Here is a 22,653-nt window from a genome sequence, read left to right as displayed (position 1 = left end):
TATCATCGGGCAACATACTTTATCCTCCAAAGGGCAAAGCAGCTTATCCTCCACCCATAGATAAAGAGTACCCATAATACTTCTTTATGGTTATCTGTAAAAGACTCTCAAACAAGAGTTATAAATCCCATCAACGCCTTATACTACAAGGATTAATAAACAAAAGAACAGACCTTGATAGGACGATTGTAGAGTCCGTTTCAAGGTCTGTTACTATTGTTTTATTTAATTCTTGGAGGATAAGACAGTTTACCCCTTGGAGGATAACCTGCTTTGCCCTTGGACAATCGTTATCACTCTAATTCTACCGTTCCTGGTGGCTTACTTGTGAGATCGTACATTACGCGGTTAACACCTTTAACCTCGTTTATGATACGGCTCATGACTTTCTGAAGTACTGCAAACGGTATCTCTGAAGCTTCAGCTGTCATGAAGTCGACTGTCTCTACTGCACGGAGGACTACTGCGTAATCGTATGTACGCTCATCTCCCATTACGCCTACTGAACGCATATTAGAAAGAGCTGCAAAATACTGATCAGGGAGTTTCTCAAGCCCTGCGTTTGCAAGTTCTTCTCTGTAGATGAAGTCTGCGTCCTGAACAATTCTTACTTTCTCTGCTGTAACTTCACCGATAATTCGGATTCCAAGGCCAGGGCCAGGGAATGGCTGACGGAATACAAGGTATTCAGGAAGTCCAAGCTCAAGACCTGCCTTACGAACTTCATCCTTAAACAAAGAACGAAGTGGTTCGATTATCTCTTTGAAATCAACATAGTCAGGAAGTCCTCCAACATTGTGGTGGGACTTAATAACTACTGACTCTCCGCCAAGTCCTGATTCAACAACGTCAGGATAGATAGTTCCCTGTGCAAGGAAGTCTACAGTTCCAATCTTCTTGGCTTCTTCCTCAAAGACTCTGATGAACTCTTCACCGATAATCTTACGCTTGCGTTCAGGCTCTTCTACGCCCTTAAGTTTATCATAGTAGCGCTGTGCTGCATTTACTCTGATAAAGTTTATATCAAAGTTTCCATTTGGTCCAAATACGCTCTCAACCTCATCGCCTTCATTTTTACGAAGAAGACCATGGTCTACGAATACGCATGTGAGCTGTTTTCCTATTGCTCTTGCAAGAAGCGCTGCAAGGACAGATGAATCCACACCACCGGAAAGTGCAAGTAATACCTTGCCGTCGCCAACCTTCGCACGGATTTCCTTAATTGTATTCTCTACAAAAGAATCCATTCTCCATGTTCCGGCTGTTTCGCAAATATTTCTTACGAAGTTATGAAGGATTTCTTTACCCTTTACAGTATGGAGAACTTCAGGATGGAACTGGATCGCATAAAGCTTTTTGTCCTCACATGCGGCTGCTGCAACAGGGCAGTCAGCTGTATGAGCGATAATGTCAAATCCCGGAGCAACCTTGCTGATATAATCAAAGTGGCTCATCCATACTATAGTCTTCTCTTCTATACCAGCAAAAAGAGTATCCTTAGAGCCGTCTATAAATGTCTCAGTCTTACCATACTCACGGACAGGTGCTTTCTCAACCTTTCCACCAAGTACGTGCATCATTAACTGAGCTCCATAGCATAAACCAAGTACTGGAATTCCAAGTTCAAAGAGCTCTTTAGTATAAGTTGGGGCTCCATCTTCATAACAGGAATTAGGTCCACCTGTTAAAATAATTCCCTTGGGGTTCATCGCCTTAATCTGGTCGATAGGTGTGCGATAAGAATAGATTTCGCAGTAAACGTTGCATTCTCTGACTCTTCTGGCAACAAGCTGATTGTATTGCCCGCCAAAGTCAATTACTATAACTTTTTCTTCTGTAGCCATGCTTCCTCCATATAACAGAGTTAATAGTTACCATGTATTATCAAATATATCTTCTTACAGATATCATGGATCTGTAATTGGCATTAGTAATCTTGATACCGGTTTTTTGAGTACTTGCGTGAACAATCTGTCCACCACCGATATAAATTCCGACATGTCCACCATAATAAATAACATCTCCAGGCTGGGCATTTTCATATGAAACCTCTGTTCCATAAGACCCTTGAGCCCATGATGTTCTTGGAACCGATATTCCAAAGGCCTGATATACGGCCATTACAAAACCTGAGCAATCTGCTCCATCTGTAAGGCTTGTCCCACCTGCTACATAGGGATTACCCACAAACTGGCATGCAAACTTTGCAATATTTGAACCAGTCGCGCTTCCTGCTGAAGCGTAGCTTTTGGAAGAACCTGACGAATTATCATCATCGTCATCGTCGTCATCATCTGAATCTGATGTTGTATCTGTATTTGTTGTTCCTGAAGAAGTAGTCCCGGTACCAGTTGTATAGCCGGAATCATCATCATCTTCATTTTCAGCGTTGGCAGCTTCCTCTGCAGCTCTTCTTGCTTCCTCTTCTGCCTTTAATGCTTCTTCTTTTGCCTTTTTGGTCTCTTCAACCTGCTTTTCTTTTGCTTCTATCTGTTTCTGAAGCGATGCTATACTTGATTGCTGGCTCTTTACCTGAGCTGTATAAACTGCAGCCTCCTGCTTTGCCTTGGCAAGTTTAACCTCATAATCAGCATAAGTTGCCTTGTACTCAGCAAGCACTTCCTCCATATAAGCTTCTTCCTCTTCAAGCTCATACTTGGAAGTTTCCAGTTCTGCCTTTTCTTCTTCCAACTGTTTGCCATATGCCTCAGCCTTTTCCTTGGCTGCTACATACTCTGCAAGTTTTATTCTGTCATACTCATAAAGCTGTTCAACGTATTGGGCTTTATTAAGCGCATCAGCGTAGCTTGTTGCAGTCAAAAGAATCTGTACATACGACAGGTTTCCTTTCTCGTACATAAACTTAACTCGCTGGACCATCGCTTCATACAGGGTCTCTTCCTGCTTTTTGGCCTCATCATACTCTTGCTGGGTTATCTCTATCTGCTCTTGCGTCCTGTCAATGTCTTCCTTGATGAGCTCTATATCTGTCATAAGACCAACAATAACTGCATTGGTCTCATCAATTGCCTCTTTTGTTTCCCCTTTGGCCTCTGAGATACTGCCTATCTGACTGTTGGCATTGTTTAACTTGTTCTGGCTGTCTTTTTGTTGTGACTGGAGTGATTTCTGTTGGGACTCCAGTGCTTTCTGTTCTTGTTCAAGCTTATTCTGTTTTTGCTGTAAATCAGTACTGGTGGTAGCCCATACAGGGTCTGCCACCAGTAAACTCATAACAAGAGACATAGCTATTACTACAAAAAAACTACTTTTTTTCATACCTATCCCCCTTGCTCCTAATTAAGATTTTACTTCAATATCATTATACAACAATATTGACTTATATATGTGTCCAACTCTCAAATGATTATCAGAGTTCACAGTTACCAACTGTTCTTGGGAATGACTCAACGTCACGAATGTTACCCATTCCTGTAAGATACATTACGCAACGCTCAAATCCAAGACCAAATCCTGCGTGACGAACACTACCGTACTTACGAAGATCAAGATAGAACTGATACTCGTCCTTCTTCATTCCAAGTTCATCCATACGGCTCTCAAGAAGCTGAAGATCATCCTCTCTCTGGCTTCCTCCAATGATCTCTCCGATTCCAGGAACAAGACAGTCAGCTGCTGCTACAGTCTTTCCATCCGGATTAAGTTTCATATAGAATGCCTTGATTTCCTTTGGATAATCAGTTACAAATACAGGCTTTTTGAATATCTCTTCTGTAAGATATCTCTCGTGCTCAGTCTGAAGGTCACATCCCCATGAAACCTTGTAATCAAACTTATCATTGTGCTTTTCCAAAAGCTCAATAGCTTCTGTATATGTAATACGACCAAACTCGTTGTTAACTACATTGTTAAGTCTATCGATAAGTCCCTTATCAATGAATTCGTTAAAGAATGCCATCTCTTCAGGGCAGTGCTCAAGAACATAGCTGATAACATACTTAAGCATTGCTTCTGCTGTATCGCAGTCATCCTTAAGATCTGCAAAACACATTTCAGGTTCGATCATCCAGAACTCCGCTGCATGTCTTGTTGTGTTAGAATTCTCTGCACGGAATGTAGGTCCGAATGTGTAAACATTCTTAAATGCGAATGCATATGTCTCAACATTAAGCTGTCCACTAACTGTAAGGTTTACAGGTTTTCCGAAGAAGTCTTTTGAGTAATCAACTGCTCCCTCTTCAGTCTTTGGAACGTTGTTAAGATCCATTGTTGTAACCTGGAACATTTCTCCTGCGCCTTCACAGTCACTTCCTGTGATAAGTGGAGTGTGAACATATACGAAGTTTCTCTCCTGGAAGAAAGAATGAATAGCATATGCAGCAACTGAACGTACTCTGAATACAGCTTCAAAAGTATTTGTTCTTGCTCTCAAATGAGGAATTGTTCTGAGGTACTCAAGTGTATGTCTCTTTGGCTGAAGCGGATAATCAGGAGTTGAAGGTCCCTCTATCTCAACTGAATCAGCCTGCATCTCAAATGGCTGCTTTGCATTAGGAGTTGCAACAATACTACCAGTTACAATAACTGCTGCTCCAACATTGAGCTTACTGATGTCTGCAAAGTTTGCAAGTCCGTCAGTATAAACAACCTGCAAAGGCTTAAAGTATGTACCATCATTAAGCATGATGAAACCGATAGTCTTTGAATCACGAATATTTCTGATCCATCCACCTACAGTAACTTTCTGTCCTGAATACTTTTCCTGCTGTTCAAACAGCGCTCTGATATCAACTAATTCCATGGCGTCCTCCAATCTATGAAAAAGGTAAATTATTCTCCTGCTGGCTCAACGACATTAGCATTTTCTACAAGGAAATCTAATACCTTCTCTGCCATCAAACCTTCTCTGTAAACTTCAGGGTCAATTGTTGCTCTGAAATCTTCATATGAGCTGTAAGCTGTTGTTGATGCTGTATCGTAAGCATTCTTAAGATATGCATCTATATCATCATCTGTAACTTCAATTCCTTCAGCCTTTGCAACTGCTGCAAACATAACGAACTGCTGTGTAGAATTTGTTACCATTTCTTTTAAATAATCATCACCTGAAAGAGCTGAACCTTCATTCTGGATCATCATATTAACGATATCGCTGGCTGTAAGCTGCTGTTGAACATACATTGAATACATGCTTGCGTAGTACTCAAGCTGTTCATTCTGCTGCTTAAGGTATCTGTTATAAAGCTTTTCAGGAACATCCTTAAACTCACAGTTTTCCATAACTTTTGTGAGAACTTCATTATCTACATTGCTATTGTAAGTATCCTTAGCGTCCTGTTCAAGTCCGCTTCTGATGTATTCTCTTAAATCTGCAAGATTTGTAACTGCTCTGTCTTCGTAGCCTTCACCAATTTTGCTGAAATTAGCTCCAAGGCCTGCTGCCCACTCATCTGTCATCTCATCTGATTTTACAGAGATGCTGTTGATTGTAACTGTGAAGATAACATCCTTGCCTGCAAGATCTGTAGCACCATAATTCTCAGGGAATGTAAGGTTAAGATCTACTGTATCACCAATATTTGCTCCAATAAGACCGCTCTCAAAACCATCAATGTATGAGTTTGATCCAATAACAAGATCTGCTCCCTGCGCTGTACCGCCGTCAAAAGCCTCTCCGCTGTCAGCATATTTACCTACATAATCGATATTTACTGTATCTCCATCCTGAACTGCTCTGTCTGTAACCTCAGTCATAGGTGGGTTGCTTGAAAAAATGCTGCTGAGCTGGCTCTCTACATCTTCATCTGTAACATTTGGTGCTGCAACTTCTACTGTAACACCCTTGTACTCGCCAAGAGTAACGAACTCTTCAGGGTTGATCTCTGCAAGTGTCATTGTCTCAAGGTTCTCAAGATTCTCTAAAGCTGAAATTGTAGGTGTTGTCTCTGCTGAGCTATCTGAAGCAGCACCTGCAGCCTCATCTGAACTAACTGAGCTGGTCTCTGATGCTGCATTTGTAGCTGTTTCTGTATTATTTTTTCCGGTGCAGGCTGTAAGTGATGCAACGACTAAAACTCCAGTCATTAATAATGCGATTTTGTTTCTCATTTCTAATTCTCCTCCAGTGAAATCGGTATAATTCCACCTTTCATAACATTTGTAAAAACAATATTTTTTATACTACCACACCTTACAAACAGATTAAAGTATTTTATTTGCTTATCTTCCTAAATAATGCTAAAATACATCTTGCTATATTTTTATTATTTGGAGGATTATATTTTGAGTACAGGGGCTATCGTTGCTATTGTTATTTCAGTGATTCTTATCGCTGCCATCGTTGCTTTGATCATAGTTGGTAAAAGAGCTCAGAAGAAGCAGGCCGAACAGCAGGTTCAGCTCGATGCGATGAAGCAGACGATCACTATGCTTATAATTGATAAAAAGAGAATGAAATTAAATGAATCAGGTCTTCCTCAGTCAGTTATTGAGCAGACACCTAAGCTTCTCAGAAGATCTAAACTTCCAATCCTTAAGGTAAGAGTTGGAAACAGAGTAATGAGTCTTATCTGTGATGAAAAGATTTATGATCAGGTTCCGGTTAAAAAAGAAGTTAAGGCTTCAGTTAGTGGAATCTATGTTACAGAGGTTAAGGGTCTTCACGGTAAGGTTCAGGCACCTGAACAGAAGAAAGGATTTTTTAAGAATCTCGTTGCTAAGGCTCAGGAAAAAGCCGGAGCTAAAATGGTTAAATAACAGTAAAAAGAAAAAGCTGGGACAGTTAAACTGTCTCAGCATTTTTTATTTCTATGATTATCATGGAATCTGACAGGACTTCTCCGCCCATCTCAAGTTCATACTCAGCCATAAGTTTCATTTCCTCCTCATGCCTGATGTTTATAAAATCAAAGCTTGTGGTAACTACTTTCATCTGCATTGTACCATAAGGTGTCTCATAAGCAGTGTCATACTCCAGCTCTTTTCCAAAAGCAAGCTTGGAGCTCATGTCTCCACCCCTTGTAATCTCCATGCTATTGCCGTCGGATGCAATGCACACCTTATTGTGTACACAGAGTTCGCCGTTTCCGGTATCCTGTTTTTCATCATATTCTATGATCTTGCTTCCATCATCCAGTACTTCATACATTCCCATGGAAGTTGTAACGATCTTTTCAGTTGGTTCACCTGGTCTTGAATGAATACCGGTAACATTTATATCTACGTTCTTTTTCATGCAAAACACCTCAATCATTCCTCAGGATTTATTGGTCCTGATAAAAAGAGCTCCGGTGCAAGCCTGCTTTTTTCTACTTCTTTAAGTGCTGCCTCAGCTTTATTTTTGTCATCAAAAATAGCAAAAACAGTTGGGCCGCTTCCGGTCATAAAAGCTCTTATTGCGCCGTTGTCCTCAAGGATGTTCTCTATTTTTCCGATTTCTTCATATTTACCGGCAGTCACAGGTTCAAGGACATTGCCGATAAGATCACACATCTCATGGATATCACCTTTTTCAATTGCTCTTTTTATACCGTCAATATCAGGGTGATCTGCAATCTCTTTGCTATCCAGTTCTTTATATACCCAGCCTGTTGAAACATCAATTGCAGGCTTTGCAATCACTATGTAGCAATGTGGCAGATCAGAAACTTTTGTAAGCTCCTCGCCAATTCCTTCTGCCAGCATAGTTCCGCCCATAATGCAATAAGGTATATCTGCCCCAAGCTTTACTGCAAGTTTACACAGTTTCTCCTTACTAAGGCCCAGGTTCCAGAGCTCATTGAGCGCGATATATGCAGCTGCGCCATCTGTACTTCCGCCAGCCATTCCGGCAGCAACGGGAATTCTTTTCACAAGATTAATATTCGCACCTTTTTTTACATTAAATTTATCCTGAAGCTGTTTTGCAACTTTGCAGATAAGATTGCTGTCATCTGTAGGAATCTTGGGTGAAGAAGCCGTCAAAACTATTTCACCTGTCTCATTGTCTTCAAAATCCAATGTATCGAATAAATCCACGTTCTGCATTATCATGCGAACAATGTGGTAACCATCAGCTCTTTTACCTGTGACATCAAGTCCAAGGTTGATTTTTGCGTACGCTTTGCGAGTTATTTTCATTAAAATCCGCTCCAATTCTACTTTTCTAAAATCTTCTCACTCATTATACATAAACTCAAGAAAAAAAATTAAAAAAAACACTAAAGTTTTTAAAAAATCAGCCGATAAGAAGAATAGGTAAACTATAGTTTCGTTTCAGCGCGGTTTTTAGGGACCTACGCGGAAAAGGAGTTCTATATGGGCGTAAACGGAGTTACCGAGGTTACTAACAACATCGCAACCACCTATGCTTCTTCTGTCAATCCTTCTTCTGTTGAGGAGAAGAAAAAAGACGATGAAGTTAAGGTGAAAGCTGAAGCCGCTGCCGTATATGAGAAGTCGGATGAGGGAAGCGATAATACCTCACAAGTATCTTCCAAAAATACGGACAGAACCCAGATCATTAAGCAGATGCAGGCTGACGTGGAAATGCGTAAGCAACAGCTTTTAGACATTGTCCACAAGATGATGGGCAAACAGGCCAAGACCTATGGCATAGCTAACTCTGAAAATGACGAGGATTCTATGTGGAAATTCCTTGCAAAAGGAGATTTCACTGTAGACGCAGCGACAAAGGCACAGGCGCAGGCAGATATCGCCGAGGATGGCTATTGGGGTGTTAATAAGACCTCTGAAAGAATCCTTGATTTTGCCAAGACGCTGGCTGGCGACGACCCTGATAAGCTCGAAAAGATGAGAGATGCTTTCGAGAAGGGCTATGCACAGGCTGAAAAAACCTGGGGCGGAGAGCTTCCGGAGATTTCCAAACAGACCTATGCAGCTGTAATGAAGGGGTTCGATGAACTCACCGGAAAAACAGACAGTGAGTAAGGACTAAGAGTTGCTAGTAATCGAAAAGGAAGAGCTATAACAGCTCTTCCTTTTCTTATGTCGGTTATTCAACTATGCCTCTGATACTGTTTATATCATCCACATTGTAGTTTCTCATATACTCTTCTATTCCATCTACAACTTTTCCTGTAAGATATGGATCATGGAAGTTCATGGCTCCGACAGCTACCGCAGTTGCTCCAGCCATGATAAACTCTATGGCATCCTCAGCATTTGCTATTCCACCCATTCCTATAACAGGGATATTTACGGCTCTTGAAGCCTCGTAAACCATTCTCACAGCGACAGGTTTGATCGCAGGCCCTGAAAGTCCACCGGTTTTATTGGCAAGGGCGAATTTTCTTTTATAAATATCAATCTTCATGCCTGTTATGGTATTTATCAGAGAAATTGCATCAGCGCCTGCTGCCTCAGCAGCTTTTGCCATCTCTGCAATGCTTGTAACATTTGGGCTGAGCTTCATGATGATAGGTTTTTTAGATACTTTTTTTATCCTGCTTGTTATGTCAAAAAGAGCCTCTTTCTTCTGGCCAAAGGCAATGGCACCCTCTTTTACGTTTGGACAGGAGACATTTATCTCAAGCATATCAACTCTCTCTTCATCAGAGAGTCTCTCAACTACTTCAAGGTAATCTTCTACTGACTTTCCGCAGACATTTACGATTACTTTTGTGTCATATTTTTTCAAAAACTCAAGGTCTCTGTTTATAAACACGTCTACTCCGGGATTCTGAAGACCTATGGCATTTAGCATACCACCATAAACTTCTGCAACTCTGGGAGTGGGATTTCCTTCCCACGGAACATTGGCAACGCCTTTAGTAACTACAGCTCCGAGCTTATTAAGATCCACAAAGTCAGCGTATTCCATTCCGGATCCGAAAGTTCCTGATGCTGTCATTACCGGGTTATTAAATTCTACTCCTGCTATCTTAACTTTTGTATTCATATCTACTCTCACAATCCTCAAATAGTTTCTTACATATCAAGATCATCTGCATCAAACACAGGCCCATCTGTGCAGATTCTGGCATTTTTCACATGTGAATGATCATCTACTTTTTTGGTCTTGCAGATGCAGCCAAGGCAGGCACCTACACCGCAGGCCATTCTCTCCTCAAGTGAAAGATAAGCCTTGATCCCATTTTCTTGCGCATAAGCCTTGATTCCCCTGAGCATCGGCATTGGTCCGCAGGCAAAAATAACATCGCAGTCTATCTTTTTTTCTTTTAACGCATCAATTACATTGCCCTTGGTTCCTACGCTTCCGTCGTCAGAAGCAATGTAAAGTCTGCTGTATTTCTCAAATTCGTCTGAAAGGAATGTTTCGGAATTTCTGTATCCCATTACTGTCATTACTTCCAGGGCTTTTTTATTTGTGCCTTCCCCAAGTCTCTTAACTGTTTCAAGAAGTGGTGGAACTCCAATTCCGCCTCCCATCAGAACGACCTTTTTTCCCTCTGCCTTTTCAAGAGGAAAGCCGTTTCCTAGAGGGCCAAGGATCATCATGTAGTCCCCCGGCTGATACAATGCAAATTCAGCTGTTCCGGTTCCAACTACTCTGTAAACCAGTCTGATAGCAGTCTTTTCCTTGTTTACCTCGCATACGCTGATAGGTCTGGGTAAAAGAGCTGCCTTATTTACTGTGTACACGCCAACAAACTGCCCGGGACAAGTATCCTTTGCTATTTCTGTCTCAAGCCACAGATCAAAAATGCCATCTGCAAGCAGTTTTTGGCTTAGTACTTTTGCTTCTTTTTTCATTTTATTTGTCATGCTTTGTACACAACCTTTCCTCTGCATATTGTATAAATAATCTTTCCCGGTAATCTCTCACCAAGGAATGGAGTATTTGATGATTTTGAAGCGCTCTGAACAAAGCTCCACTCTTCACCCGGGGCAAAAATGACCAGGTCTGCCAATCCGCCTTCTCTTATAGAGCCAGCATCAATCCCATATATCCTTGAAGGATTGATGGTCATTGCTTTCAAAAGTTCCATAAGGCTAAGGTATCCTTTGTCCACCAGCTCTCTTATGCCAAGTGCAAGTGATGTCTCAAGTCCCGTTATGCCGCTTGGAGCTGCCTTTAAATCTTTGGCCTTTTCCTCTCTTGCATGAGGAGCGTGATCTGTTGCGATCATTTCTATAGTTCCATCTTTTAAGCCCCCTATGATGGCCTGTCTGTCACTTTCAAGTCTGAGCGGAGGATTCATTTTCGCAAGAGCTCCGTATTTCAGCACCGCATCCTCAGTCAATGTAAAATGATGGGGCGTTGCTTCTGCGTGAATACTGAGTCCTTCTTTTTGGGCATTTCTAATAAGATCAACCGATTCGGCAGCGCTTATATGCTGAACAGTGATGCTTGCGCCTGTTTTCCTTGCTATATCGATATCTCTTTTCACCATGGAGATTTCTGCTTCTCTTGGGGATCCCACTAATCCGAGCTTCTCAGCCACATCTCCTGCGTTTATGCCGTTATCTGTTATAAATGAAGGATCTTCCTCATGAAGGCTTATGACTTTTCCTACTCTTGCCGCCTCTTTGCAGGCTCTCTCCATAAGTTCTTCATCAACTATCGGCTTTCCATCATCGGTGAAAAGAACTGCTCCTGCGCCTATAAGTTCATCCATATCCACCAGTTCTTTTCCTGCCATGTTCTTGGTCACATTGCCGCAGGTGTAAACGTTAATACCTGTTTTGGCACCTCTTTCCAGCACATCTTTGATAGTGTCTGTATTGTCCATATGCGGGTCTGTATTTCCCATCATGACAACGCTTGTAAATCCACCCTTTGCAGCAGCTTTTGCCCCGCTTTCGATGTCCTCTTTATAAGTAAAACCAGGGTCTCTGAAATGAACATGACCGTCCACAAGTCCAGGTGCAACTATGCATCCTGCGGCATCAATTGATACCAGGGTATCTTCTGACTGTGTATCTCTCAGTCCATTTCCTGCCTCATCTTCTCTTAGCAACATGCTCTCAGTAGCCATGTCATCGAGGCTTCCGCACATTCCAATCTTAGCGATCCTGTCTCCATCAACAAGCACGTCGCAAAGCCCGCACATTCCTGAAGCCGGATCCATCAGTTGTCCATTTTTAATCAGTAACATTTGCATCCCCTTGAATATGAATTTGTCCTTATGCAATATAATGCACTACCGGACATATGGTTTTCAAGTTAAAAATCCTCTTTCTATTTTTTATGAGCCGTGAGAAAATAGATGGTGGATTTATTAAGTACAAAAGAAAGGTAAATAGTTTTATAATGATACGTTTAGTTCTCGCAGTTATATTTGTAGCGGCATTTTTAATAGTCAGTCTCCCAATTCAGGGAATCCTCTGGATTGTCGGAAAGTTCAATCCATGGGCTAAAAAGACTGCTTCACTTGCTATCGTCAGCTGGGCTTTCAATGTAGTTATTTTTATCTCCGGTGTTAAAAGAACTGTCATCGGTGAGGAAAATGTTCCAAAGGACAAGGCTGTCCTTTATGTTGGAAACCACAGAAGTATTTTTGATATAGTTCTGTGTTATCCAAGGGTTCCTAATCCAACCGGATTCATTGCCAAAAAAGAAATCCTTAAAGTTCCGCTCCTTAACATCTGGATGATCTATATGGACTGCCTCTTCCTTGACAGGAAGGACCTTAAAAAAGGTCTTGAGATGATCCTTTCCGCCATCGAAAAAGTTAAGAACGGTATCTCAATCTTTATCTATCCGGAAGGCACCAGAAACAAAACAGATCAGCCACTTGGCGAGTTCCACAAAGGAAGCTTTAAGATAGCTCAAAGAACTGATTGCCCCATCGTTCCTGTAGTAGTTACCCACACGGAAGATATTTTGGAAAAGCATTTTCCACTGATAAAGAGCACTCATGTGACTATCGAGTACTGCAAGCCTGTTGTTATGAGTGAGCTTTCCAAGGAAGATCAGAAAAATATCGATCAGTATGTTAAAAAGATCGTTGAAGAAACATATCTCAAGAACGTAAATTCTTGAAAAAATGGCGAGTGCTAAACTGCACTCGCCATTTTAATTAATTACATCTTACTCCCTTTTGTTCCGCCACCAAGGTGAACGCCTTCAAGGACGTTTGTCTCAAATGAATATACAACCTTATGGTTTTCTCTGTCTGCTTTAAGAGCCAGCTGTATCATGCTGTCTAAAAGCTGTTCATATTTAACTCCAAGAGGCTCCCAAAGATAGAATGAAAGTGATCCCGGAATTGTATTGATCTCATTTAAATATACTTTATTGGTTGCCATGTCGATCATAAAGTCAATTCTTGAAACGCCTGAGCACCCAAGGCAAATAAATGCGTCAACAGCCATTTTTCTGATCTGATCTCTCATCTCAGATGTGATGTCCGCAGGGATTTTTCTCTTAAGAGATGCCATTCCCTTTGAACCGCCGGTCTTGGCACCACCCTTAGCTGAGCCCTTTGCTCCGCTAATGTACTTATCTTCAAAGCTAAGGATTTCATCAGAGTTGATAGGTTCCTCACACTCTGAAGCCTGCGCTGACTCATAGTCACCAAGAACTGAGCAATTGATCTCCTTAAGCTCAGTAATTGCAGGCTCAACAAGGATTTTCTTGGAAAATTCGAATCCAAGATCAAGAGCTTCTAATAAGCCATCTCTGTTAGATGCCTTCTTTATACCGATACTTGAGCCAAGATTTAATGGCTTGATAATTACAGGATAATCAAACTGCTTTTCTATTTTTTCAACAAGTCCGTTAACGTCCTCGTAGTCCTTCCATGTATAGCACTTGCAGTCAAGAACAGGGATTCCGTTATCCTTTAAAACTGTCTTCATAACATACTTGTTCATACCAACTGCTGATGAAAGAACATCACATCCAACAACAGGAAGACCAAGAGTAGCAAGATAGCCCTGTAAAGTACCATCTTCTACGTTTGTTCCATGAACGATAGGGAATGCAACGTCGACCTGAGAAATAACATTATTTCCGAATTTCTTCATTGGATATCTCATAAGAGATACCTTGTCACCTTCTTTAACCCAGATAACCTGAGTACTCTTCTTCAAAAGTTCAGGAATATGTGTATATTCCTCTATCTTATCCACATATTCTCCAACATAATAGTCATTATTCTTTGTCATATAAACAGGGATAATGTCATATTTTTCCTTGTTGATACTGCCTATAGCCTGAATTGCTGAAATTATTGAAATCTCATGCTCAGTACTTTTTCCACCAAATAAAACTGCAACTTTAAGCTTCATAAACTGCCTTCTTTCCTAAAACCGTTATCATTTATTTATAATTATCCGGAAGATCATTTTCAAGCAAAATAACTTTTTCTCTTCCTGCATCTATCTCATACATAAGAGCTGTAGCTTCGCTAAGAGTATTCTTTACAAACAATCTCTCAGGATCAAAGCCCTTTTCCAGAACTCCTGCCTTTATTGAAGCACTGTTCTTTTCTCCAACAAGAATTATGTAGTCGCAAACCTCAGCAGCCTGCCTTCCAAATTCTTTGTTGTACTCATCCTCTTTTTCACCAAGCTCAACCATTCCCGGAGTAACAAGGATCTTAACCTGGTCCTTAAAAAGAGATAATGTCTCAAGCGCAACCTTTGCTCCATTTGGATTGGAGTTGTATGCATCATCAAGTATGGATACATTACCGTGCTTATTGAGCTCAAGTCTGTGAGGAACGCTCTGAAGACGCCTTACAGCGATCTTAAGCTTGGACATTGAGATTCCAAGACTGTTGGCTGCAGCAATTGCACCAACTATATTCTCAACATTATGTCTTCCAACGAGCTTTGTTGTATATTCTGCTGTCTCTCCACTTGGAGAAGTAACAGTAAAGGTTGTTCCCTGGCTGTTAACCCTGATATCTTTTGCCTGGTAATCGTTGCCATCGTTAAGTCCGTAAGTGATGGCATCCTTATATTTCATATTGGCACGGATTATCTCATTGTCGCCGTTTACAAACTTAAGGTGTTTACCTTCTTTTTTGCCTTCGGCTTTTTCTTTTTCATCCACTGCATCAAGCAGCTCATATTTAGTACTTATGATATTCTCAAGGCTGTGGAATGTCTCTAAATGCTGATAGCCAATTGATGTAACTATTCCGTCATCAGGATGAACGATATCAGTTATCTCTTTTATGTCATGAAGGTGACGGGCACCCATTTCACACACAAAAATCTCGTGTGTTGGCTTTAAATGCTCTCTAATAGTCCTCACAATTCCCATTGGAGTGTTGTAGCTTTCAGGAGTCATAAGAACGCTAAAGCCTTCTGACAAAAGTGTCGTAAGATAGTACTTAACACTTGTCTTACCAAAACTTCCTGTAATACCTATAATGCGAAGATTCTCATGTTCTCTAAGCATTCTCTTTGCATCGTCGATAAAGTACTGATTTATTCTGTTCTCTATTGGCTTATTTATAAGATTGGCAAGTGCAGGAACAAGTGGCAAAAGAGCCATGAAAAGAACTGCTGCCATTGCTGGAATTCCTGATATCAAAGCCCCAACCACAAGGAAAATTAACGCAATGACCACATAAGTAATGAATAGTCTTTTTACTCTGTCAGTAACAACAAATTTCTTTTTGGCAGGTTTGGGAAGATACGAAATAAGAAGAAATACATAGAGCGCCATCATTACCACAAATGATAAAAGCAGTACTCTTATTCCGTTTGCATCTGCTATAAGTGTACAAATAATAGCCAGAAGAAATGCTCCATGAGCCACAAGATTTCGTGGAATAGACCTCAAGAATCTGAAATATCCCTGAAATTGATAGCTTGATAGCTGGAGCATATGGGTGTAATACCTAAGTCCCAGTACCGCCATCACAAGAACAAGTAATAGTATTATTATATTTCCTATCATCAAAAACATGCTTTACCTCTTAATCAATGCCTAAAAAGCTTCCAAGAATCCTGTTGTAAAGATACGGATTATCAAGGAATGAGTAGTGTCCTGCGCCATTAATCACAGCAAGTCCAGCCTCCGGCATTAGCTTTTCCATGCGCTGTCCGTCAGAAAGCGGTGTTGCTGTATCTTTATCGCCCCATATCAAAAGAGCTGGCTGAGTTACTGATGGCATGTAAGGAACCAGGTCCTCATTAACTGCCATAACAAGGCTCTTTCTCATAACAGGTGAAGCCGCAGCATAATCGGCACTTCCAAATTTCTTTTGGAGTTTGTTAAGAGCATCGGGATCAATCTTTAAAAATCCGCTTTTTTCTATGAGATTCTTATAGAAGTGATATCTCTTTGTGCGTTTCTTTTGCGCCTCCGTCTTTTCAGGAATAATTCCGGCCGAATCAGTAAGGATCACCTTTGGAATAGAAAAGTCAGCCTTTATCCTTCCATCATGGATTCCGGATGCAAGCTTTATTATAATCCTGCCACCCATTGAATGTCCGAGGAAAATCACCTCTTTTTCTTCCGGATAGAGCTTTTTGATAAAAGCCATAACGAAATCCACAAATGCATCAACGTTCATGGGCTCTGCCGGTTCATCGCTCTTTCCAAATCCGGGCATATCCATCGCCACCACATGATATTTGCTCTTCGCAAAAGCTATAACTCCGGCAAAAAGATCTATGTTGGAGCCCCAGCCATGGAGCATCACAAGCAGTGGTCCCTGCCCTTCATCTATGTAATTTATGTTTAATCCATTAATATTTGTATTCATGACTCATCCATATTAACACCTAAGAAAGTGCCATGCAAATTAAAAGGTTGTCATTTAGATAGTAAAAAGTGGTTATTTTAAAACACTTAACATAAATATCAGCAGGGCATCATTTCTTGGGTCGTTTAATATTCCCGCCTTTCCAGCCTCATCCTGATAAGTTCTCTCGGTTGAATCTGTCACATAATTCATAGCATCCGGATTCATTCCCATAAGATAATGAAGATGGTTCTCTATTATCGTTGTGTATTCATGATTGTATATGATGTGATCTGTTATAGTAAGGCATCTCATGTCGTATAAAAGATTCAGAAATCCTTCTTCCGACTCAAGGTCAGACACCAGATATGTGCTCTTTGATGACTTATCAGCAATTTCACCGGACCTTTTCATAAGGCATTTCATGAGTTTACCGCACTGATCAACATCAACGGCCTGGCTAGTGGAAAGATATGTCACTGAACCGATAAAAACATCTTCATTACTGTTAAAGAGTTCATCAAAATCTGACTTTGTAAAAAATGCGTTGATCACATCTTTATAGGCATCACTGCCTGTTGCCCTATAGAGCTGAGTAGCTGCCTTAAATGCCAACGGATCATCAGTTATGTTCTGATTCACCCTATAGCAGTTCCAGGCTTTATCTGCTGCCCTCAGGCAGGTAGTTGCAAATTCTGCGTCGTACTGCTGATAAAAATAACTAAATCTTGCCAAAGTAGCTGCAAAATTTATGGTTGCCTCCATTGAAACCGGGGTAACAACAACCGGATAATTTATGACATCTCCGCCCTTGCTGCTGTCTGTGAGGGCCGCTCCATGCTCTCCGCCTGTTTTATCATCCTGCATTTTGATAAGCCATTCCACTTCATATCTGATTTCATCCAAAATATCAGGAATACCATTGCCACTCTCAGGGATTCCAAGTTCATCTGTAAAGGCTTCCTCATCCATCTCATACGCCAAAAGAAAGTTTTCAGCAATCTTACTTCCAACATTAGTGTCCCTGTCTGCCTGCTCATCCATGTGCCATCCGCCTGTGACATCAAGCTGAACACTCTCATCCTCCTGAAGTCTGGCTGCGTTTGTATGACAGGCGCTGTGGCCACTTTCACCTGCATAGTTTTCAGAAAGAGCTATTCCGCACCTGTTGTAGTAGAATTTTTTACATGCCTCATCGAAAATGTCCGAAACTGTAGTCTCAGCTATAGAAAAAGAATAGGATTCTCCCAGGTAATCTGCGCAAATGTAGTAACTTCCTTCTTCCACAAGATCCGTAAAATATCCAAGAGCGTAGGATTCTCCAAGCTCTTCGTCATAGGTTTCTTTTAGGATAACGCCCTCGAAAGCCGGTGTACCGTCTTCGATCCGATTCACAGTAAATGTTGTCGGTATTTCTTTTCCCCTAAATACTGCAACTTTATCAGAATCAGGTAAAAAACCTTTCTGATCCACCAGGATATTGGGCGTCTGGACAGGAGCCTCATAGTCAAAACTGGCAGTCTTTTTTTCACTTTCTTCTATTGTAGTATCACTAGAAGAAGCGCCGCAGCCTGCGGCGCTTCCTATAACAGCAGTAACAACGACTGCTGCCAGTATTTTCTTTTTCCCTCTCATAATAAGAAACATTATTTTACCCTGTTATAATTTATCAAGCATCCATCAAGAATAATCTGTCTCTCATCATCAGTCAGATTCCCCAGTCTCAATGAAAACTCTTTAAGTCCGTTTTCAGAAACAGCATATGCTTTAATTTCTTCACTCTTATTATATACGGCATCTCTGATTCCAGGTATAAAAATATAATCTTTATTTTTAAACGGAAGCTCTCCCTCGTCAATTATAAATGGTAACATTCCCCAGTTGATAAGGTTTGAGCGATAACGCTTTGTAGCGTATTCATTGGCAATGTTAGCCCAGCCTCCAAGTACCTTCTGGCAAGAAGCAGCCTGCTCTCTGGCTGATCCATCACCAGGCTTTACTGCAAATATTGTTGAGCCAATTCCGGTATTGGCATTATTTACATCAGAGAACTGAGACTTTATGGTCTTTACTGCCTCTGCAAGCTCCTGATCAAGCTCTTCCATAGGAACATTTTCACGTCTCTTTATCTCCTGCGCATATACTTCCTTGGCAAGGCCTACATAAGCAGGATCTTTCCTGGAGAGTGTAAACTCAGCAAGTCCAAGAGGATTTGAACGATAAGATGATGTCTCGCCTGATGGAATAAGTTCATCAGTAGTTGTAACAGGATCATGGATCTCAGATACAACCTTCAAAAGAAGATTGTCTGTGAGGGCAACCATGCTTGGCCAATCCTTGATGTTAGGTCCAAGCTGAAGCTCAACACTGTCATCTGCAACGCCATGAGAATCAAATACTCTGTTCTTGTATATTGCGCTGTCAAAATGATATTTGTATTTATTAAAGTCACCAACAAATTCTGTAGCAGGTGTAAGAACGCCCTTGTTTGCAGCTGTTGCAGCAATTGATCTGGCATCCATAAGAGCAACGGAAGCAATCTGTCCGCTCTGAACCTTGGAACCTTCTCTGTTAGGGAAGTTTCTGGTTGAATGTCTGATGCTGAATGCATTATTGGCAGGAGTATCGCCTGCGCCAAAGCAAGGTCCGCAGAATGCTGTTTTTAATATAGCACCTGACTCCATGATAGTTGCAGCCGCACCGTTTTTAACTATTTCCATATAGATAGGTGTTGAAGCAGGATAAACGCTAAGTGTAAATCTGTCGTTTCCTATGAATTTGCCCTTGAGGATATCTGCTGCCGCACAGATATTTTCAAATCCGCCACCTGCGCAACCTGCAATGATTCCCTGATCGACCATGAACTTGCCATCTTTGAGCTTATTCATGAGGGAGAACTCAACCTTATCACCAAAGCTTACCTTTGCTTTTTTCTCTACATCAGCAAGGATATCAGCTGCGTTTCTGTTCACCTCATCAATCTCATAAACGTTACTTGGGTGGAATGGCATAGCGATCATAGGATTGATAGAGCCAAGATCAACCTTTACCAAACCATCATAGTAGGCAGCTTTTCCAGGTTTTAATTCTTTATAATCAGCTGCTCTTCCATGGATATCATAGAAGTCCTTTATCTCATCATCGGTCTGCCAAATGGATGAAAGACATGTTGTTTCTGTTGTCATTACATCTACGCCAATTCTGAAGTCAGCGCTAAGGTTCTTAACACCAGGTCCAACAAACTCCATTACTTTATTCTTTACATATCCATCGCCGAATACTTTTCCAATAATAGCCAGCGCTACGTCCTGAGGTCCAACGCCCTTCTTAGGCTCACCTTCAAGGTAAATAGCTACAACTCCAGGCATATCTACATCGTATGTCTGTCCAAGGAGCTGTTTTACAAGTTCTGGTCCGCCCTCACCGATAGCCATTGTTCCAAGAGCTCCATATCTGGTATGGGAGTCTGAGCCAAGAATCATGCTTCCGCCTGATGCCAGCATCTCTCTTGCAAACTGGTGAATTACTGCCTGATGAGGTGGTACATATATTCCGCCATACTTCTGTGCTGCTGTAAGTCCAAACATGTGGTCATCTTCGTTTATAGTTCCACCTACAGCACAAAGAGAATTGTGGCAATTTGTAAGAACGTAAGGAATAGGAAATTTAGTGAGTCCTGAAGCTCTTGCAGTCTGAATGATTCCAACATAAGTGATGTCATGTGAAGTAAGCTTGTCGAATTTAACGCAAAGCTTATCCATGCTATCGGATGTATTATGCGCTTTCAGAATACCGTAACATATCGTATTTTCTTTTGCCTGCTCTTTAGTTACACCGTCAAAACCTTCTGCAGAAAGCTTTGCAGATGCATCGTTGTCATCTAAAACAAGTGTGGTTCCATTTAGTAAAAAACATCCATTTTCGTATGTTGTTACCATTGTTTTCCTCCTACCCTTTTTAACCGCTATACATGTATACAATTTTATAAGCGCTATTCTACCATAGATAAACACTACTTGGTAGGATATTTTTTAATATGAATCCAAAACTCGCTGAAGCTTTGCAGTAACTTCCTCGATCCCAGCCTCTTTTAGTTCCTGTCTGAAGGTCTCCACCTCTTCTTCAGGTGTCACATCATACTGACCATAAGTTATCGCCGGAAGGTATTTGTCGAACACTTCTACTATGGATTTTATCTCTTTATTGATATCCTCTGTTGAAAAAGGAACGCTATCCCATGGGTATGAATAGGCATTTCTATCATATGTATCAATCAGGTCATAGTATTCACTCCAATTATAGGAGGAATCCTGAATCTCAAGAGCGTCCCTTCTTCCCCACCAGAAATTCATGACTATTCCATCTCTATCAGCATTATATCCGCTGGGCTTTTCCAATAATCCGTTTTTATTGACCTCGTATTGGACACCCTCTATTCCATAATTGATCAATCTGTAGCATCTTGGATCATTTCTTAGAAGGTCATATACCATAAGCGCTTTTTCAGGATTCTTGGATCCACTGTAAACTGCCATTGCTCCGTGAAGAATACTGTTTTTCATCAAATTGCCGTTTTCTTCACCAAACCAGTAAAAATCCGTTTCTGCGTCAGGGATCATTACATCCATTGTAGGCTTTATTTCTGTGTAATACTTCTGTGTATGATGCTGAACAACACTCGTATATCCAGAGAAAAACTCTTCCGTGTTATCCCCGGTAAATCTAAAATCATCTCTCCATATACCACTTTCATCCCAATCCTTCATGAGTTTTGCATATTCCAGGAACTCATCACCTGTATAATAAGGAGAAACTATGGTTTTCAGATCATCGGTATATGCTCCCCAGATTCCGTATGTGCTCAGTTCATAAATAGGCGCATACTTCCTGGCAGACATAAGGTAGCCCAAAGTATGTATCACTGTCTTACCATCCGCATCCCAAGGAAGCATATCAGGATGAGCTTTTTTCACATATTTAAGATACTTATCCAGATCTGACCATGACTTAACCCTGTCAAGCCCAGCCTCTCTGGCAAGATCTTTCCTGTATATAAATCCGTGATTTATCCACTGGGTATACTCATTCTCCGGAATCATATAAATACTTCCGTTGTATGAACATTTTTCCCATTCTTCTTTTCTCAGGTTTGCATATGTTTGTGGACAGTACTCCTGAAGCATTTCTTTTGAAAGAGGTAAAAAGTTGCCTTTTATGGCATTCGGCCAGGCATCCAGCCAATCGCTTCCGGTACCGATCAAATCCAGATCAACATCTCCTGAATCCAATGCAATATTGTAGTTTTCCAGATAGTCTTTCCAAGGAATGTAGTAAATATCAAGCCTTGCATTCACTTCTTTTTCAAGAATAGAATTCAGCTCTTTTATTACTTCCTCAGTCCTGCCATTAGATGGCTTTTCACCAATTGTTAAGTATGTAATAGTAACCGGGTCTTCTTTGGTGTAGTCAATTTCTTTTGCTCCACAGGCTGTACATGCTATAAGCATCCCGAGAGCAATTAAGCTAGTAAAAATCCTTACTCTCACTAGAGATTTCCTTTCTGCTCCTTCAATGCCTTATTTCTCGCACGAAGTTCAACAAAAAAATCTTTTAATAGTTTGCTACACTCCTCCTTCAAAACTCCCTTTTTCACTGTGACCTGATGATTAAAATCCGGATTATTAAGAATATCCATTACAGAGCCTGCGCAACCAGCCTTTGGATTTTCTGCAGCCATAATGACCTCTGGTATCCTTGCCTGCACAATAGCTCCCGCGCACATCTGACAAGGCTCCAAAGTAACATAGAGCTTGCACTCCTCAAGTCTCCAGTCTTTCATGACCTTAACTGCCTTTTTGATAGCTGTTATCTCTGCATGAGCAAGCGGAGTCTTGTCTGTATTACGTCTGTTGTATCCCCTTCCTATAATCCTTCCTTCATAAACAATAACGCATCCTATCGGCACCTCCCCAAGTTTATATGCCTTCTTAGCCTGCGCTATTGCAGCTTTCATGTACTTATTATCTTCTTGTTCTACGTCTATAACTCTTGATTTTGCTTCTAATTTCATAGTGGTAATTGA

19 protein-coding genes are annotated in these 22,653 nt (G+C 41.0%); 3 read left to right on the top strand and 16 right to left on the bottom strand.

The window, feature by feature from the left end; translation table 11 throughout:
- Positions 1-293: 293 nt before the first annotated feature.
- The 4 genes from guaA to tig all read right to left on the bottom strand — a co-directional run bounded on the left by guaA (position 294) and on the right by tig (position 6,069).
- On the bottom strand, positions 294-1,844 hold the full coding sequence (guaA, locus tag G585_RS0101180; protein WP_022772386.1) for a glutamine-hydrolyzing GMP synthase: 1,551 nt from the start codon (positions 1,842-1,844) through the stop codon (positions 294-296).
- A gap of 40 nt (positions 1,845-1,884) precedes the next feature.
- Positions 1,885-3,279, bottom strand: a complete 1,395-nt coding sequence (locus tag G585_RS0101175; RefSeq protein ID WP_022772385.1) for a C40 family peptidase — start codon at positions 3,277-3,279, stop codon at positions 1,885-1,887.
- A gap of 91 nt (positions 3,280-3,370) precedes the next feature.
- The gene (asnS, locus tag G585_RS0101170) at positions 3,371-4,762 is read right to left on the bottom strand and encodes an asparagine--tRNA ligase (protein ID WP_022772384.1); all 1,392 of its coding nucleotides are present in this window, start codon (positions 4,760-4,762) and stop codon (positions 3,371-3,373) included.
- 29 nt (positions 4,763-4,791) lie between these two features.
- On the bottom strand, positions 4,792-6,069 hold the full coding sequence (tig, locus tag G585_RS0101165) for a trigger factor (RefSeq protein ID WP_022772382.1): 1,278 nt from the start codon (positions 6,067-6,069) through the stop codon (positions 4,792-4,794).
- 174 nt (positions 6,070-6,243) lie between these two features.
- On the opposite strand from tig, the gene G585_RS0101160 reads away from it, so the two are divergent.
- Positions 6,244-6,717, top strand: coding sequence for a hypothetical protein (locus tag G585_RS0101160; protein ID WP_022772381.1), 474 nt, complete (start codon positions 6,244-6,246; stop codon positions 6,715-6,717).
- 25 nt (positions 6,718-6,742) lie between these two features.
- Here G585_RS0101160 and G585_RS16690 read toward each other — a convergent pair whose 3' ends face one another.
- Together G585_RS16690 and ispE are read right to left on the bottom strand one after the other, a co-directional pair.
- Positions 6,743-7,195 carry a DUF1934 domain-containing protein gene (locus G585_RS16690; protein ID WP_022772380.1) on the bottom strand — a complete coding sequence of 151 codons (453 nt, stop codon included), beginning with the start codon at positions 7,193-7,195 and terminating at the stop codon, positions 6,743-6,745.
- A gap of 14 nt (positions 7,196-7,209) precedes the next feature.
- Positions 7,210-8,079, bottom strand: a complete 870-nt coding sequence (gene ispE / locus G585_RS0101150) for a 4-(cytidine 5'-diphospho)-2-C-methyl-D-erythritol kinase (protein WP_022772379.1) — start codon at positions 8,077-8,079, stop codon at positions 7,210-7,212.
- A gap of 177 nt (positions 8,080-8,256) precedes the next feature.
- On the opposite strand from ispE, the gene G585_RS0101145 reads away from it, so the two are divergent.
- Positions 8,257-8,889, top strand: coding sequence for a hypothetical protein (locus G585_RS0101145; RefSeq protein WP_022772377.1), 633 nt, complete (start codon positions 8,257-8,259; stop codon positions 8,887-8,889).
- Between the two features lie 64 nt (positions 8,890-8,953).
- Here G585_RS0101145 and G585_RS0101140 read toward each other — a convergent pair whose 3' ends face one another.
- Genes G585_RS0101140 through G585_RS0101130 form a run of 3 tightly spaced genes read right to left on the bottom strand, consistent with a single transcriptional unit; the run spans position 8,954 to position 12,020 of the window.
- The gene (locus tag G585_RS0101140; protein WP_022772376.1) at positions 8,954-9,859 is read right to left on the bottom strand and encodes a dihydroorotate dehydrogenase; all 906 of its coding nucleotides are present in this window, start codon (positions 9,857-9,859) and stop codon (positions 8,954-8,956) included.
- Positions 9,860-9,888: 29 nt separating this feature from the next.
- Complete coding sequence (locus tag G585_RS0101135) at positions 9,889-10,686, bottom strand: dihydroorotate dehydrogenase electron transfer subunit (RefSeq protein WP_022772375.1); 798 nt, start codon at positions 10,684-10,686, stop codon at positions 9,889-9,891.
- Complete coding sequence (locus G585_RS0101130) at positions 10,683-12,020, bottom strand: dihydroorotase (RefSeq protein ID WP_022772374.1); 1,338 nt, start codon at positions 12,018-12,020, stop codon at positions 10,683-10,685. The genes G585_RS0101135 and G585_RS0101130 overlap by 4 nt, the downstream gene beginning before the upstream one ends.
- 155 nt (positions 12,021-12,175) lie before the next feature.
- Between G585_RS0101130 and G585_RS0101125 the strand changes: the two genes are divergently transcribed.
- A complete protein-coding gene (locus G585_RS0101125; protein WP_026663705.1) occupies positions 12,176-12,907 on the top strand; it encodes a lysophospholipid acyltransferase family protein in 732 nt (243 codons plus the stop codon).
- 41 nt (positions 12,908-12,948) lie between these two features.
- Here the strand turns inward: G585_RS0101125 and G585_RS0101120 are convergent, their stop codons facing one another.
- The 7 genes from G585_RS0101120 to tadA form a co-directional block, all read right to left on the bottom strand.
- On the bottom strand, positions 12,949-14,157 hold the full coding sequence (locus tag G585_RS0101120; RefSeq protein WP_022772371.1) for a D-alanine--D-alanine ligase family protein: 1,209 nt from the start codon (positions 14,155-14,157) through the stop codon (positions 12,949-12,951).
- A 31-nt stretch (positions 14,158-14,188) separates the two neighbouring features.
- Positions 14,189-15,790 (bottom strand): Mur ligase family protein, encoded by a 1,602-nt coding sequence (locus tag G585_RS0101115; RefSeq protein ID WP_022772370.1) that lies wholly within the window; start codon positions 15,788-15,790, stop codon positions 14,189-14,191.
- Positions 15,791-15,800: 10 nt separating this feature from the next.
- On the bottom strand, positions 15,801-16,592 hold the full coding sequence (locus G585_RS0101110; protein ID WP_022772369.1) for an alpha/beta fold hydrolase: 792 nt from the start codon (positions 16,590-16,592) through the stop codon (positions 15,801-15,803).
- Positions 16,593-16,664: 72 nt separating this feature from the next.
- Positions 16,665-18,218, bottom strand: a complete 1,554-nt coding sequence (locus G585_RS0101105; protein ID WP_022772367.1) for a glycoside hydrolase family 9 protein — start codon at positions 18,216-18,218, stop codon at positions 16,665-16,667.
- A complete protein-coding gene (locus G585_RS0101100) occupies positions 18,218-20,509 on the bottom strand; it encodes a hydratase (protein ID WP_022772366.1) in 2,292 nt (763 codons plus the stop codon). Before G585_RS0101100 ends, G585_RS0101105 begins: the two co-directional genes overlap by 1 nt.
- A 93-nt stretch (positions 20,510-20,602) precedes the next feature.
- Positions 20,603-22,117 (bottom strand): extracellular solute-binding protein, encoded by a 1,515-nt coding sequence (locus G585_RS0101095; RefSeq protein ID WP_022772365.1) that lies wholly within the window; start codon positions 22,115-22,117, stop codon positions 20,603-20,605.
- Positions 22,117-22,641 carry a tRNA adenosine(34) deaminase TadA gene (tadA, locus tag G585_RS0101090; protein ID WP_022772364.1) on the bottom strand — a complete coding sequence of 175 codons (525 nt, stop codon included), beginning with the start codon at positions 22,639-22,641 and terminating at the stop codon, positions 22,117-22,119. Before tadA ends, G585_RS0101095 begins: the two co-directional genes overlap by 1 nt.
- Between the last annotated feature and the right edge of the window lie 12 nt (positions 22,642-22,653).

This window comes from Butyrivibrio sp. AE2015 (assembly GCF_000420825.1).
In the GTDB taxonomy this organism is placed as follows: Bacteria; Bacillota; Clostridia; order Lachnospirales; family Lachnospiraceae; genus Butyrivibrio.
The sequence above is the reverse complement of the archived record's forward strand: the minus strand, read 5'-3'. Positions and strand labels throughout refer to the sequence as shown.

Excerpts from the sequence above, each read along its gene's own strand:
- asnS (WP_022772384.1), bottom strand. The coding sequence starts at position 4,762 with ATGGAATTAGTTGATATCAGAGCGCTGTTTGAACAGCAGGAAAAGTAT.
- G585_RS0101140 (WP_022772376.1), bottom strand. The coding sequence starts at position 9,859 with ATGAATACAAAAGTTAAGATAGCAGGAGTAGAATTTAATAACCCGGTA.
- G585_RS0101120 (WP_022772371.1), bottom strand. The coding sequence starts at position 14,157 with ATGAAGCTTAAAGTTGCAGTTTTATTTGGTGGAAAAAGTACTGAGCAT.
- G585_RS0101145 (WP_022772377.1), top strand. The coding sequence starts at position 8,257 with ATGGGCGTAAACGGAGTTACCGAGGTTACTAACAACATCGCAACCACC.
- G585_RS0101110 (WP_022772369.1), bottom strand. The coding sequence starts at position 16,592 with ATGAATACAAATATTAATGGATTAAACATAAATTACATAGATGAAGGG.
- G585_RS16690 (WP_022772380.1), bottom strand. The coding sequence starts at position 7,195 with ATGAAAAAGAACGTAGATATAAATGTTACCGGTATTCATTCAAGACCA.
- G585_RS0101125 (WP_026663705.1), top strand. The coding sequence starts at position 12,176 with ATGATACGTTTAGTTCTCGCAGTTATATTTGTAGCGGCATTTTTAATA.
- G585_RS0101130 (WP_022772374.1), bottom strand. The coding sequence starts at position 12,020 with ATGTTACTGATTAAAAATGGACAACTGATGGATCCGGCTTCAGGAATG.
- tadA (WP_022772364.1), bottom strand. The coding sequence starts at position 22,641 with ATGAAATTAGAAGCAAAATCAAGAGTTATAGACGTAGAACAAGAAGAT.
- G585_RS0101175 (WP_022772385.1), bottom strand. The coding sequence starts at position 3,279 with ATGAAAAAAAGTAGTTTTTTTGTAGTAATAGCTATGTCTCTTGTTATG.
- G585_RS0101115 (WP_022772370.1), bottom strand. The coding sequence starts at position 15,790 with ATGTTTTTGATGATAGGAAATATAATAATACTATTACTTGTTCTTGTG.
- tig (WP_022772382.1), bottom strand. The coding sequence starts at position 6,069 with ATGAGAAACAAAATCGCATTATTAATGACTGGAGTTTTAGTCGTTGCA.
- G585_RS0101135 (WP_022772375.1), bottom strand. The coding sequence starts at position 10,686 with ATGACAAATAAAATGAAAAAAGAAGCAAAAGTACTAAGCCAAAAACTG.
- guaA (WP_022772386.1), bottom strand. The coding sequence starts at position 1,844 with ATGGCTACAGAAGAAAAAGTTATAGTAATTGACTTTGGCGGGCAATAC.
- ispE (WP_022772379.1), bottom strand. The coding sequence starts at position 8,079 with ATGAAAATAACTCGCAAAGCGTACGCAAAAATCAACCTTGGACTTGAT.
- G585_RS0101105 (WP_022772367.1), bottom strand. The coding sequence starts at position 18,218 with ATGTTTCTTATTATGAGAGGGAAAAAGAAAATACTGGCAGCAGTCGTT.
- G585_RS0101100 (WP_022772366.1), bottom strand. The coding sequence starts at position 20,509 with ATGGTAACAACATACGAAAATGGATGTTTTTTACTAAATGGAACCACA.